The sequence below is a fragment of the Prevotella sp. oral taxon 299 str. F0039 genome (assembly GCF_000163055.2).
Taxonomy (GTDB): Bacteria; Bacteroidota; Bacteroidia; order Bacteroidales; family Bacteroidaceae; genus Prevotella.
This window is the reverse complement of record NC_022111.1, coordinates 618,634-633,499: the sequence shown is the minus strand read 5'-3', so window position 1 is coordinate 633,499 and position 14,866 is coordinate 618,634. Positions and strand designations below refer to the sequence as shown.

The window sequence follows — 14,866 nt, the reverse complement described above, 5'->3', positions numbered from 1 at the left end:
AATAATATTTAGTGTAATGGGCATTTGGTAGACTTGTCATTACTGACTACTTTTTAATACACTACCTAGAAGTTCATGTAAAAAAGCTGTCTACCCTCTTTATAAAACTATACCTCTTTTATTTATCATAGCTTTTTAATAGCGACTCACATGCATCTTCAATTAAGTCGAGAGCATAATCAAAGTCAGAAACTCCGCCATAATATGGGTCGGGAATAATATCTTGATTAGGGTGAGAAATCATATAATTAGCCAGCATTTCCACCTTACTTAAAGCCTCATCGCTAGGTGCTTTTGCCTTTAAAGCTTTGTAATTCTCATGATCCATAATAAGGATTTTATTAAAATTATCAAAGTCTTCGATCTGAAACTGACGTGCATGAGAATTAAAGTTATATCCTCTTAGCAAGCCACGTTTTCTCATTCGCTCATCAGGAAGCTGTCCAATATGCCACCCTCCTATTCCTGCTGAGTCTATTTCAAAGTCATTCTCTCGTCCACTTTGTTGAACAAAGGCCTTCATAACGCCTTCTGCTGCTGGACTTCTACATATATTTCCTAAACAAACAAAGAGTATTTTATTCTTTTCCATCGTCGTTAAATAATTGGTTTTCTGTTTCTTTTAAAGGAGAAAGAGACGACTCTTTAACTCCAAGTTCTTTTATTTCATTTGCTTTTTGAACAACACTTTGTCTACCTGTATAAGCCTTTTTATAGGCTTCATCATAGCTTCCTTTAAGGTTATCTATTGCTGTTCCCACCTTGTCAAATCGCTTTATAAAATCACCTACACGCTTCAATAATTCTTCTGCCAATGCAAACACTCTCTTTTGGTTTTCGGTTTGATGGAATTGTCGCCATGACATTTGAATCATTTTCAACACGGCTAATAGGTTTTGTTGACTTGTTATAAACACTTGTTTATCGAAAGCCTCACCCCATAGTTTTGGTTCTTTTGCCAAAGCAAGCTGTAATGCCCCTTCGTTAGGTACAAACATAATAACAAAGTCTACAGCTGTTCTATTCTTTGCAATGTATCTACTATAATCTTTCTTTGCCAAATCGTTTGCCTGATTGCGAATACTTCTAACCAAATCTGCTGCATATTGTGTCTTAGCAACATCGGTTTCAGCATTCATATAGTTATAATATGCTTCGATAGACATTTTAGAATCGATAATGATATCTTCGTTATTAGGATAATGAAGAATGACATCTGGAATCATTTTCTTTCCGCTATCTTCATTAAGAATGGCATTTCCTTTTCTATCTGTAATGATTTGTTGAAGATCATAATCAACACCTCGTTGCAAACCTTGCGACTCAAGAATATCAATTAACATTCTTTCGCCCCACTTTCCTTGTTCTTTATTTCCACCTTTAATCACATTTGTAAGGCGATTTGCCGTTTCATCTATCTTTAGCGTATGCAAAGCCATAGCTTTAAGTTGCTCTGATAATGCCGAAGTTGAGCGAGCTGTTTCTGTATTGGTGTGCTTTATTGCTTGTTGAAGCTGGTTAATATTCTGCTGAAGAGGCTTTGTAATCAACTCTAAAGCCTCATTATTGGTGGCTTTTAACTTCTCTCCTGTCGACTCTAACACTTTGGTTGCCAAGTTAGAGAACTGCTCCTTCAACGTTTTTATCTGCTCTTCAAATTGCTCTTGACGCAATAATGCCTCTTTAGAATTTTGATTTCGCTCTGAAGTGAGTTGTGTTAATGCACGTTCTAAATCCACCTTAGTAGCCACCAATTCATCATTTAGTTGCTCCCTACTTGCACTTAGTTCTCTCAGCTCATGTTCTTTCTCCACTAATTGCAATTTTGTTTGTTCGCAAGTCTGCTTCAAAAGCAATTCACCGCTTTGCATATCTTTCACTTTCACCAAATTATAAAAGTGCATAACGACTGCTCCCACGCACAAACCCACTAATATATATACTATTTCCATTATGTTTTTATTTTTTTATTCATTATAATTCCTTGAACCAAACCACGCATACCTAGAAACACAAGCATAGCAAGCCATAAGCCATGATTGCCTAATATGGTTGCGGTTGATATGGATACGACAAAGAAAAGGCATGCTGACACAAACGAAGATATAAGCATTCCTCGTGTTTCTGTTATGCCTATAAAGATGCCATCGTATACAAATGCTGCAATACCAACAATTGGAATCATTGCAGCCCATATCATATAACCTTCCGCAACCAACACAACTTGCTGTTCATTGGTGATGATCGACAAGAAAGGAAGTCCTAAAACGAGATATAACAAGGTGAAAATAAGTGCTAAACCAATTCCCCATTTAAACAAACTGCTATATATTTCATTGAACACCTTTATGTTCTTTGCCCCATAATATCTACCGCTTAAAGCTTCGCCTGCATAGGCAAAACCATCTGAAATATAGGAGAATATGGTGTAGAAGGTCATTAATAAGGTATTAGCAGATAATATTAAATCGCCCTGTCGGGTTCCTCTTGCTACAAAAAAGAGGTTTACAAGCACCAAGAAAAGGGTGCGCAAGAAGATGTCTCTATTAACATTAAAGAAGCGTTTAAGTTCTTCTTTATTCCATAAATTATGGAAAGAGAGGTATTTTCTTAATTTAGAATAGTTCAAAAAGAGCAAACCTACTGACACAAAGAACGACAACCATTGAGATATTAGCGTTCCAAGAGCCACTCCTGCAATACTCATTTTAAATACAAAGACAAACAAAAGACTTGCCAAAATATTAACTATATTCTGGAAAATGGCTACAAACATGGGGATTTTTGTATTTTGAACACCTACAAACCAACCATTTAATACATAGTGACCGAGCGTTGCTGGTGCTCCCCAAATACAAATATTGAAATAGACTTCTACAAAGGTTGTAACACTATTCGATGGTTTCATCATCTTCAAAGCACCCCACAAAATACCCTGTTGCATTGCTATTAATAGCAACGAGATAGAGGTTGCAATAAAAAAAGCTCTCAAAAGCACTTTTAACACTTCTTGAAAGTCTCTTTTTCCCAATGCTTGTGAGGTTAAACCGCTTGTTCCCATTCGCAAAAAGCCTAACAACCAATATTGAACATTAAAGATTGTTGTTGCTACAGCCACCGCTCCTATCAAGGCTATGTTATTAAGATGTCCAACAATAGCAAGGTCTACAAGACCTAAAAGTGGAACGGTTATATTGGAAATAATCGAAGGTATGGCAAGATTTAATATTTGTTGATTTCGAATATTCATATCTTTTCAAAAGAAAACATCAATATTTAAAGTTCAAAAGACATTCTACTTACATCTATTTTGCTTTGTAAACGTATTAAACCCATCGAGCTTGATAACTAAATTATCTGCATCTAGATAATAACGCATCTTTGTTTTCTCTGGGAAAGTACAATATAAAACACCATCATTATAAAAGAATGTGCCCTCAGAACTTAGATCTTCGATACTTTCTATAATGGTATTATCTTTAATTTTCAATACAATCAAACCATAATCTGTTGTTGCTCGCCATGTTCCTTGAATCCAAGAAGGTGATTTCTGGGGTTTTATGCCTTCAAAGCCCACAGTGTCTGCAACCAAGGAATATGCTTTATCATTCACCACCTTGAGTGAATCGTATTGCAAATCATTTACATATTTCGAGGCTTCTGTAAACTGATTGGTGTTTTCTCCAAATATAAAGCCTTTAAATAGATATAAAACGCCAAGCATTAAAACAAGTACAAAGGCTACAACACCTATCACTTTTCCTTTACCATCTTTCTCATTTAAAGGTCTAGTAGCATAGTTATTTGGTAAACTTTCAATGCTATTGGGTCGTAATTGAGGTGCTTTTGGAGTGTAAACTGATTGTTTTTGAGATACAATAGCATTGCTTTCATCGCACTTTTGCACTACTTTTACATTCTCCTTTGTATATCCTTGATTTACAGTTGATACGACGTTTGAAACCAATTCCTTTACCTCTTCGGGCTGAGAAAGTACTTCTTCTATCACCTCATCATTGAGAACATGACTAAAAGGAAATCCACATCGAGGACAAGCAGTTGTTATTTCTGTTACTCCACGATGTACTTCGGTATCAAATCGGAATCTACATTTAGGACATTTTACTTCTATTTCCATCTACACGTCTGTCGTTTATCCAGCAATTACTCTAGTCTTACAACTGCTTTTTGAGTTGTTTTCCACACATTGTCAACAAAAATGGCTTGTCCTTCTTCAACATTTATAATTCGTTGAGGCATTCTTACCTTCGAATCTACCAACTTACACACTGGCTTTACAAGCTGCGAAGTACTGATTAGCAATGTTGCAAGAGCATCGTTCGATTCTAAAACACGGAAAGTTCCAGTTTTACTATCCTGTGTTTCTAATACATATAAACTTTTCCCCACATGCTCTTCTTTAGAGAAAGTACTAAAAGAACCATCTTGAAGTGGTGCTTCGAGGTATAACTTGCCTACTTTTTGAGGAGCTTTTGCTATTGTATGTTCGCTATTTAAAGCAGAGTTTGCAGGCTTTTCTTGAGCCTTTTGAAGTTGAGTTATTGTGACTTTTAGTTCTTCATAATCAGCTAATAAAGCCTCTAAAGATGCTATTTTTGTTTCTAAAGCCTCTATTCTCTCTACTAATTCATCGGTTGTATAAGCCAAAGAATTATTCTCTTCGTCTTTATTTTCTTGTTCCGAACGAAATATTTTTGAAAACATTATCTCGTTAATTCTTAGTTGGTTAATCCTTCTATCAAGTTATCTCGAATGGTTCCAATGATTGGATAGAAGAACATTGTATCTTCAATGATGTCTTCTTTATTCTTATCTTGGGCATTCTTATTAATGAAGTTCCAGCCAGTTACTAAATGATGATCGAGATCATTGTTAACTATTGCTTTGAACTTTTGATAAGATTGGTTATCAACCAAGAATCTATCAACAACTCGAAGAGCATCGCAAAGCTCGATAAAGAAACTGTTAAACTCTTTTACTTTAGTGATCACGGCTTGCTGAATGGCTGTATCATCCATATCACCATAGGTTAAATGCTCTTTATCTAACAAAGAATAGTTTACTTTTATGGTATTATCGAAACCATCCATGATGTTATTTAGCTCGTTAATGAGCTGAGTTCCTGTTGGATCTTTCATCTGCATCAATGCACCACGACATGTTATTTGCTTTGGTTCACGACGCTCCATTACCACAGAGAAAGTGCTATCGGTATATGTTTCGTTATAAACTCGTTCGAAAATAGCCTGTGTCATCATATCTAAATCACGTTGACTACCAACAATATCTAAAACTTTACTACCTGTTCCGCTGAACATCACGTTACGAGGTTTATCGATATTATGATGCTTCATTAGATTAGCTACATAATAAATAAGAGCTGAATAGAAATAAAGGAAGATGATTTTGCGATGCGCATCTTCGTTAAGTCGTTTATTATACGAGAATATGTCGTTTCCAAGAACTGCCTGATTGTTGATAATTGAGAAGAGGAAGGCGTTGATCTCGTCACTCTTTTGCTTCTCTGTAATATCGTCTAATATGCCATTTAGTTCTCCATACTTATCGTCATCAGCATCAAATAAACGCTTAAAGTAGTTGACATAGGTTGTAACCATTGGATTTCTGTTACCTCTTGGGATATCAGAAAAGCCGTCTCCAAATAGCGCATTAGCTGCAAATCTAAATGAAGAAAGAAGTAATGGCTGTGCCTCTGTACCTTTAAAGATGGCAATATCGCTCGAACCTCCACCGATATCAATACTTGCAACGGTTGAAGCTGCACCTCTAAAGGTTCCTAAATTTTTATAGAAATAATAAGGAGCAACCGATTCGGGCATGTGTATTAGGTTGCTATTGCTTGCCTGTACGCCAAAGACTTCAGCAAAAATAGACTCCCACATCTCTCCTAATTTACGCACATTTCCGATCTTCATAGAAAGAGGATAGAACCAAACAAGAGATATCTTGCTTAAATCTCCATGCTCTAAAAGTACCTTTGTACGCATTAATAAAGCGAGTTCGGTTAGGAATGCCTTTACTCTCTTGCTCGAAGAAAGCTCTACCGACCATTTTAAATCTGTGACAATGTTGTTGCCATAGCCGACAGATTCCTTCTCATATATAAACGGAATGTTGGTATCTCCTAATGGAACGAGATGATCTATACTAACAATATCAAGGCGTTCGCTTTCACTTAATACTGTTCTTTGTGGGAAACAATAATCTTCTCCGATGCATTTTGGTAAGAATTCTTGTTTCAAAATAACATCATATAAAATGCTTGAGCCATTATATAGGGTTGCAACCATCTTCTCAACAGCCACACTATTCAACATAAGAGGTTGTGGTAAAGCACCTGCCTGCATGCTTTCTACGTGAGTATTGGTTGTTCCAAAGTCTACTGCAAAGGTGTAACTATCGTGTCCTGGGATATAACTTGTCCAATTAGGGCATATTACTCCCTCGATAGGTGTAGACGAATTACTACTTGATAGGTTTACAAGTATATAATCGAAGTTATCATCTACCTTATAATAAGAAGAGCCTACACGCTTCTCTTTCTTATAACTTCTTTCTCGAATATTTACCTTTTGGGCATCTAAAGCCTCAGCTTCAGTCTCTTTATAGAATGACAAACCAATGCCATGATTATCGAAATCGCCTAAAGCTCTATCAATTAACTGAACATTATAGTGGTTTATTCCTTCTGTTTTAATAAATGGGAAGAGGTTTAATGTAAAGGCAATATTCACGAAATAGCCTTTATCATTCTTGCGGTCGTAAGCATAATTGTTATCAATTGCTTTGAGGTAGGTACGCTTTAATGTGATAAAACCTCCTTCTTTCTTCACTGGAATTCGCAGAATAGCAGTTAAAGCCTCATTACCTCCTATTTTTTCATGACGCATTTCAAACTTAGGTAATCCGCCAATCTTACCCTTTAGGTCTTCAATATCAAAGTATTTAAAAAACAAAGGCTTTATAGGAATCAAGAAATCGTTATCATCTACATCCTTAGTAGATAGAGATAGGTTGCCATCGAAATAGCAATCTCTATTTAATGTATAATCAAGTTTGATGAGAGAAGGCTGAAAGAAGTCGTCATCTGTTAGCCAAGGATAAACATGAGACGTTCCTGGTAGGGTGCGTTTTGATGGTTCTACCGCATAATCTGTATACGAAATCTGTTGTTTATCGTCCCAATTGCCTGTAATATACTTATAAGGTACACTTTGATAAGACGATAAGTTGTTTTGTAAAACAAGTGGTAAAGGCTCATTTTGTGCCTTCTTTGTGTTAATAACAAAGTCACTTGAGGCAATACCATCTAACACATCCTCTTGTCGAAGACCATAAAATGGAATACCAAAGATTTGCACTCCGCCATCAATAGCCAAATAGTTGGTTTGCAAGAAGAGCTTAGCTTTCTCGATATTCTCTAAGTCTAAAGATGTAGGATTGCCTATTTCTGTTAAAATCTCATTGCGAATCTCTGCAGAGAGCAATTCAAATACTCTCACAAGATAAGCATTCACTTCCCCACAACATTGCTTTAACTGTGGATAAGCGTTGAACATAGCATAAAGATACTTTATAAATCGAGTATCTCTACAATGCAAATGACGAACAGTATCAAATAATTTGATATTTTGTTCTACTGTTACTGGATACTTTCCAACCTGTGCATTGGGTGTAGCCATGAACAAAGTAATGGGCGAAGTAGAGCCTATTACCTTGTTTTCATATAACAAGAAGTAGAGTTTATCAAACTTATCAAAGTTAAAAGCCTCTTTATCTTGCTCTAAAAACATCGATATTGTTTCACCTAAAAGGGCGTGTTGTACGTTGTTTTTTAAGTCTGACAATGCCTTATCTTTGTTCCATTCAACCACTCGTAGTTGGTTTTTCATCTCACCAAAGTTAAAGAATAGCTGAGCAATATCTAACGCATTAGACACAAGAAGCTTATCCATCACTTCTCCTTCTAATGTAGTTGACATCGCTAAACGATTGAAAGCATTCTTAACAAGGTCCATTTGTGCAAATGGAGAAGGTATCGCTGTACGTGGTTTTTGACTCAAACCAGCATTCGGATCGATAATCATACTGATCTCGTCTGCGCCATATTGGTTGTGTAAAGATATCCAACCTTCTCCTGTTGTCTTCTTATTATATGATAATATTTTGCTCACTTTGCTTCCTTTTTACGTGTTTCTTAAATATTAAACGATTGCTTCGTATTTCTCATCCACCAACTTATCTAATGCAATATTTAAGAGAGTGAATAGCTTATAGCTTGGTGTTTGCTCTTTTAAAGAACCATTCTTTACCGATTGCAAACTCTCTTTGTTTAATGAAGACAATACATTTTTATAGTTAATTGCCGACTTAAACAATCCTGTTTTAGGTGAAATGTCTGTAACTACATCGCTTAACTTGTCTGTTGCGAGGTTAAATGGGACGAAACTTCTTTGATTTCCTGCCAATTCTTTTAACCATTGACGATATGAAACGAAGAAATCTGCCATTAAAGTAGTGTAGAATGTGGTTGATAAAAAGCTCTTTCCAATAACTGGTTCATCTTGAGTATAACCACGTCCGATATCCTCTTTCAATTGATGTGTTAAATACATATAAGCTAAATGGAATTTAATTAGCTGCTTATTCACTAATGCACGACTCGATAAACCAAGATCTTTCAATGAAATTGTTTGTTTATCAAACGATAATCCATATTCTTTATAAATAGGATTACGGGCATTTCCGTCCATAGTTAATAGGTCTTCATCAGCTATTTGCAAGAAGTCAAGCACCGAAAGAGCACCAACAAACTCTACAATATGAGCATCGTTGCGTTGTCCATCCTCTCCTGGATCATTATAATAAGGATTACTTGGAACCTCATCTCCTAAATAATAACAAGCGTTTACCTTTGAAAGTGGTAGGTCTATTCCATTTTGTTTCAATCCTGTTAGATTGTCGTGATAATAAAACAATGCCGACTTTGTTTTTGAAATGAAGTCGGCTCGTGAGATAGGACTATTCTCATCTTGTTGTATATTGAAGTAAGGTAGCACCGTTAATGCACCTATTTTGGCATCTCTTAAACTACCTCTATTACTCAAGTTGCTATTATTTGCTGCGTTTCTTATATTCTTTACGATCACAGGATAGCCTGCTGCACCTGTTCCACCGAATATAGAACTGACCACAAAGATACGATCATTGCTTTGGAATACGTTAGCAAATTGTCTGAATTCTTCGCTATCTTTAAGCTGATTAAGTGCTACACTTCCGATATTAGGACTACCAACGAAACCTATATCCATTTTTGTTTCAAGTTGATAATCAGAGAACATCATTGAACACAATGCCTGGTTAGCGGTGTCTAACGTGTTATAAGCAATAAAATCTTTAAACTTTGTAGATTCAACAGCTCCTAAATTAAGAAGAAAGGTATCACTAAGTGTAGAACCATTGGGTATGATATCTGCCAAAGTTGATATCTTTGTTGAAAAGAATCCATTTCCAACTTCTACATTTTCACCATATATCGACCTTCTGATAGACTTATAAGAACGCAATAAACTATCTGTTCTTTTAAGGTCTTCATTTGCTTTATGAGGGTCTATAATAATGGGTACAACCTCTAAAGGTATTTCTTTACCATTGTTATCGAGTGGTCTAACACCTGCAGCAAACTGCATAACAAGGGGACGCAACACTCTTGAACCAGTCCCACCAACTAGAAATAGAAACAAACGCATAATATTATTCTGGAATAGGAGTATGTCTACAATTAGACGACCACCAACGTATTGAGAATGAAATAACAATAAACAACACCATATTTAATATGGTTTCAACAACAGAGAAGTTAAATAACTGAAGTGAGAAATCTAGCTTATCAACTGTAAAGATACTCTTTGCATAATAGTAGTTCACTATTGTTGCTAAGCAAGAAGCACCTAATAACATCACTAACCAATGATACCAACGGCTAAAACGAACCGAATTGATGACATAATAGTAAATAACTGCCATTACCCAAAGTATAATTGAGCTAAACAAAGCAATCATAAAATAGACGTTTCCATTATACATTGCATCAGAGAAAGCACGTTCATAGTACAAAGCCTCATAGATATGTGATGAGAAAAGCACCAAAACAAGTGTTATAACAACACCAAACACTAGCAGTATTAAATTCTTCATTTAATTATATTGTTATTTTTTTAAGTTCATATTTAATTCGAAGTAATAAGGAACTCCAACCGAATTCTTTTTATAAGAATCGTATATTCCCTGCAACAAGTATTTCAACGCAAATGTAGTTGTGCTGTTTGGTTGACTATCATCGTCTGTAGATGAAGTATAAACCCATTGTGGGAAGTTATTAATAAGTCGTATTTTTACTTCTTGTTCGTGTGATATTTCCTTTGCAGACAATACAAATAGATGCGTTGCAGTAGATAAGTATTTCTTTTCAGCAGGTAATCTGTCGCTATCTGTAATTGGTTTTATGGCTTTAATTTGTATCTCATCGTCTGCAATAACTTCATAATTGCGAGGATTAACAAGATAGTTTTTGTTGATAAACATATTGTTTAAATCTACAGCCAACACCAAATCAAGCTCCCCACTCTCTTTATCTGCCTCTAAATCTTCGATATTTGTAATGCTATTAGCTTGATTGTGTTCAGGACGGAAACGGCCTTTTATTAAGCTATTACTTAACAAAAATGAGTAGTAAGGACGATAAATGCCTGATGTTTCAAACAGATATTGTTCTTGAAAACCTGGTAAGTTAGCAAAATCTCTAAACGAACTATAATTCTTATCTTTTGAAATTCTTGCAAGAAGAGCGTTATCTCCTACTATAACAATATAGTATGGACGTTCGCCTTGATATGCTATTCCTTTATTGGGAGAGTTATACGTGTAGTAAGAACCATTGTAAGAGCCTTGCATTTTCAATATAAGCATCGATTTTGTTTTAACGATATTATTGAAAACTGCATGGGTCATACCTTTTATTTCATTAAAGATTTTCTCAGGATTTACTACAGACATCTCTTTAGTTGAATAAATCATATCCGACACAAGAATACTTAATTCATTGCTTTTTGTGTTGTTCAACAATGTTTTAAATATCTCACTAAAGTTGGTATAGCTTGGATCTCCTATGTTTTTAGTTGCCTCAAAAATGTTAGTATCAGTCAAAAACTTAGAGAAGCCCTCTGGATATTCGTTGATAGTGCTATTTACAACGTATATTTTATTGTTATTTACATCGCCAGGAAGGTTGTTTAATAGCTGCACAATAGCTGCTTTAAAGTTACCATTTCCATTCACATCATCGTATGGAATCATACTTCCTGAGCGTTCTAAGTAGAAGTTTACCTTCACATTTTGCTCTTTTCCAACACCCACAAAGCTTACTTCCACAGAGGGACGACGGCCATTCATTAAGTCAACAATATAGCTTTTGAGCTTCGCTTCATCAACATCTCCATTTGAATTACAAAAGTCATTAAATGTTCTTTTATCTGAATTAATGAGTGAAATAATTTCTTGCCAGTCTTTAGAGTCTATCTCTTTATCTTCTGAAGCTAAACTAACAACAAGTCGATCAAGTTCTTTTTCTTTGCTATTTCCGCATGAGAATGCAGTAAATAAGGCGAAAGCAAAGAATAAATACTGCATTTTGAAACAACTATTTTTCATCTTTTCGTCAATATCTTTATTCCTATCAATGCAAAGATACAAAAAACAATATAAATTATAGATAATATTAGAACTGTTCTTATTATCAATGTAATTTTATTTCAATACTACTTATTTTACAACTCATTTGCAACTATTTAAAATAAAGAATTTAAATAAATCTGTATCTATTTTACATTCAGCTCCACCCAAGTTGTTAACTGAATACAGCATAGACATAAAAAAATTTTATATACTTTTATTTTCTTCTGAAAATCAGAGTCTTATAACATCATATATCAATATAAAAATGAAGCAATAAAATTCTGTTCTACACTCTATTAACAACTATTATTTTGTCAACAACTTATTATATACCTTATCAGAAAGCACATCTGTGCGTTCCCACTTAGGCCATTTCTCTTGCAAAGGTTGATATTCTCCTCCCACTTCTCTATATCGTTGAAAGGTGAATTTTGCGTTAATATATCCCTCTTCACCATCTTGCGCAATAGCATAACAATACATCGTTTGCAAATAACCAACAATAACATCGCCCTTTTCCACTGGTTCGTGCAACCAATCTGTTTGAGGAATCACCACACTTTGCAGTTTAGTATGAGGATATTTCTCCACAAATTTCTTTCGAACAAAGTCTTTAAACTCTGCAGCTTCTTTACCTTGATATAGGTTTACCGTGTATAGTGGCATATAATATAAGCCGTTAACCTTTATAAGGTCGTTTTCTTTATTCAAACGTCCATCTGCATCTAGGGTATACCCCACTTGTTTTCCAACTTTATTTGCAGTTTTTCTCGCTTTGTTTAATATTTTAGAAATCTTATTTCCAAGTGTTTCTGGCTTATTACTTGTTGGCGTTTGAGCTGAAATAGTGCACATACAAGAACACAAGAATAACATTGAGCTTATTATATTTCTTTTCATCATAACTATATTTAATATTACAAAAGTAGTATAATTCAATGACATACTACCCTTTAATATTAATAATAATAATTAAATTCACTTTCTTAAAAGAAATAGAAGTGTAGAAAGAATACTAATTCTATATTGCTCTATAGATCAGGGAGAATAGCAATCATTATATAAAAGCATTGCTTTTAGGTAAGAATATCAATGCTTTTGCAACCTAAAAGCATTGATATTGCGCAGTAAAGTCATTGTTATTAAAATGTAAAGAAAAGGAGGTAAATCTTTATCTCCTTATTTCTTTGTTTTATTTGTTTCAAAATATTAACTTTGTAGGAAATAATTACATATTCAAAACATTCTTTTTCTACAAGAAGAGCGTTGAGGATAGATGCAGTTAAACAATCTATTTCAATATTAGAACGATCTACATATTTTTCATATATCATAACGAATGCTTAGGTTGACTTGCTATTTTAATGAAGAATAGAATAAATAGAAAACAAAGAAAAATAAATGAACACTCTTAAATTATATAAGGTTGCTGTTGAAAATGGCCAATATAGTTGTAATGAGGTTGAAATATCAGTAGACGAGTGGTTGAGTTTGCTTCAAGATAAGGGCGCAGAGCGTTATATTGAAGTACTTTCTTATTTTCTTAGCGAACCTAATTACACCACTTCGTGTAAGAGTCTTGCTCTGAAATATGATAAAACGCCCTCTCATTTCAATGGCAAAATAACGAACTTTTCAAAGTAGGTGCAAGCAAAACTCAATAGGTTTAAGCTTCAAAATGTTGATGGAAGTGACTTATATTGGTGCATCACAATGCAAAAAGGCTGGAAAGCAAAGGATGGTTTTCAATGGCAATTGCGCAAAGAGTTGGCTGATGCCTTGCAACTTTATTTGAAAGAGAATAAGAAGAATACTGAAATACAGATAAAAGATAATACAAAGATGGCAGAAAAAGAATTATATGATGAGATAATAAACTTGCTAAAAGCAAACCATAATCTTATTTTAACAGGTGCACCTGGCACGGGAAAAACCTATATGGCATGTGAAGTTGCGAAGAAGATGGGAGCAGAAATAAAATTTGTTCAGTTTCATCCATCATATGATTATACCGACTTTGTTGAGGGATTGCGTCCTACTGACTCTATAGATGGACAAATAGGCTTTGAGCGTAAAGATGGAATTTTCAAGGATTTTTGTCGTGAAGCAATCACAAACTTAAAAGATTCGAAGAAAAATATTTCAGAAATAAAAAATGAAGTGTCGTGGAAAGACAAATTAGATGAATTTATTTCGGAGTCTATTGAAACAGAAAAAACTTACCATACAGCAACAAAAGGAGAATTTATTATATCAGATGTAAAAAATAATTCCTTAGCTGTTTATAATAAGAATAACGAGAAAACGCCAAAAATTTGGATTAAAATAGATGAGATTCTTACCTTACTTATAAATGACGTAAAGTTGGATAAGGTTATGAGTATTAGGGAATATTTGGGTAACAAGTATGGTAGACAGGAAGATTCTTATATCTATGCAATAGTTAAAGCTTTGCGAGAACAAAAGAAAAAGGTTGCAGTTAGTAATGTTCAAAAGGTGAATGAAAAACCTTTTGTGTTGATTATTGATGAGATAAATCGTGGAGATGCGTCTAAAATATTTGGTGAATTGTTCTATGCAATAGACCCTGGATATAGAGGACAGACTGAAAATTTGGTGCAGACGCAATATCAAAACCTTGTTTCTGATACAGATGTGTTTGCAAAAGGATTCTATGTTCCCGAAAATGTTTATATTCTTGCCACCATGAACGATATCGATAGATCGGTAGAGTGTATGGATTTTGCGATGCGTAGACGTTTTGTTTGGAAAGAAATAACCCCTGCTGATACCAATTATATGCTATCTAATCTTGGAAAAGCACAAGAAGCACAAGAAAAAATGGCGGCTTTAAATGCTGAAATAGCCAAAACTGAAGGCTTGGGAGATGCTTACCAAATTGGTCCTGCTTACTTTAAGAAATTAGAAAAGAATGGAAATAATTTCCATAAACTATGGACTATGAATATAGAACCTTTGTTAAAAGAATATCTTCGTGGCTTTCGTGATGCCGAAAAGTTATTGAAAAACTTTAAAGACGTGTATTACGAAAAGAACGAAAATGAAGAAGCTACGGTGTAGAAGGTAATTG

At 34.6% G+C, this 14,866-nt stretch carries 12 protein-coding genes; 2 read left to right on the top strand and 10 right to left on the bottom strand.

Going from position 1 to position 14,866, the window contains the following annotated elements:
* Positions 1-118 precede the first annotated feature (118 nt).
* From HMPREF0669_RS05570 to HMPREF0669_RS05525, 10 genes are all read right to left on the bottom strand, one after another.
* Complete coding sequence (locus tag HMPREF0669_RS05570) at positions 119-592, bottom strand: low molecular weight protein-tyrosine-phosphatase (RefSeq protein ID WP_009227546.1); 474 nt, start codon at positions 590-592, stop codon at positions 119-121.
* Entirely contained in the window at positions 579-1,952 is a 1,374-nt protein-coding gene (locus tag HMPREF0669_RS05565) for a DNA recombination protein RmuC (RefSeq protein WP_009227545.1), read from the bottom strand. Before HMPREF0669_RS05565 ends, HMPREF0669_RS05570 begins: the two co-directional genes overlap by 14 nt.
* Entirely contained in the window at positions 1,952-3,250 is a 1,299-nt protein-coding gene (locus HMPREF0669_RS05560) for an MATE family efflux transporter (RefSeq protein ID WP_009227544.1), read from the bottom strand. The genes HMPREF0669_RS05565 and HMPREF0669_RS05560 overlap by 1 nt, the downstream gene beginning before the upstream one ends.
* A 45-nt stretch (positions 3,251-3,295) precedes the next feature.
* On the bottom strand, positions 3,296-4,138 hold the full coding sequence (locus tag HMPREF0669_RS05555) for a zinc ribbon domain-containing protein (RefSeq protein WP_009227543.1): 843 nt from the start codon (positions 4,136-4,138) through the stop codon (positions 3,296-3,298).
* 26 nt (positions 4,139-4,164) lie between these two features.
* Positions 4,165-4,725 carry a hypothetical protein gene (locus tag HMPREF0669_RS05550; protein WP_009227542.1) on the bottom strand — a complete coding sequence of 187 codons (561 nt, stop codon included), beginning with the start codon at positions 4,723-4,725 and terminating at the stop codon, positions 4,165-4,167.
* A 14-nt stretch (positions 4,726-4,739) separates the two neighbouring features.
* Entirely contained in the window at positions 4,740-8,216 is a 3,477-nt protein-coding gene (locus HMPREF0669_RS05545; protein WP_020967220.1) for a hypothetical protein, read from the bottom strand.
* Between the two features lie 30 nt (positions 8,217-8,246).
* On the bottom strand, positions 8,247-9,731 hold the full coding sequence (locus HMPREF0669_RS05540; RefSeq protein ID WP_009227540.1) for a hypothetical protein: 1,485 nt from the start codon (positions 9,729-9,731) through the stop codon (positions 8,247-8,249).
* Between the two features lie 64 nt (positions 9,732-9,795).
* Positions 9,796-10,239, bottom strand: coding sequence for a hypothetical protein (locus HMPREF0669_RS05535; protein ID WP_009227539.1), 444 nt, complete (start codon positions 10,237-10,239; stop codon positions 9,796-9,798).
* A 12-nt stretch (positions 10,240-10,251) separates the two neighbouring features.
* The gene (locus HMPREF0669_RS05530) at positions 10,252-11,751 is read right to left on the bottom strand and encodes a hypothetical protein (protein WP_044045654.1); all 1,500 of its coding nucleotides are present in this window, start codon (positions 11,749-11,751) and stop codon (positions 10,252-10,254) included.
* A 330-nt stretch (positions 11,752-12,081) separates the two neighbouring features.
* Entirely contained in the window at positions 12,082-12,678 is a 597-nt protein-coding gene (locus HMPREF0669_RS05525; RefSeq protein WP_232236478.1) for a hypothetical protein, read from the bottom strand.
* A 498-nt stretch (positions 12,679-13,176) separates the two neighbouring features.
* Here HMPREF0669_RS05525 and HMPREF0669_RS05515 point away from each other — a divergent pair, with 498 nt between their 5' ends.
* Both HMPREF0669_RS05515 and HMPREF0669_RS05510 read left to right on the top strand, forming a co-directional pair.
* Positions 13,177-13,419 carry a hypothetical protein gene (locus HMPREF0669_RS05515; RefSeq protein ID WP_009227535.1) on the top strand — a complete coding sequence of 81 codons (243 nt, stop codon included), beginning with the start codon at positions 13,177-13,179 and terminating at the stop codon, positions 13,417-13,419.
* Positions 13,420-14,856: an McrB family protein gene (locus tag HMPREF0669_RS05510; RefSeq protein ID WP_009227534.1), complete on the top strand. Its 1,437-nt coding sequence runs from the start codon at positions 13,420-13,422 to the stop codon at positions 14,854-14,856. It begins immediately after the preceding gene.
* The last annotated feature ends 10 nt before the right edge of the window (positions 14,857-14,866 follow it).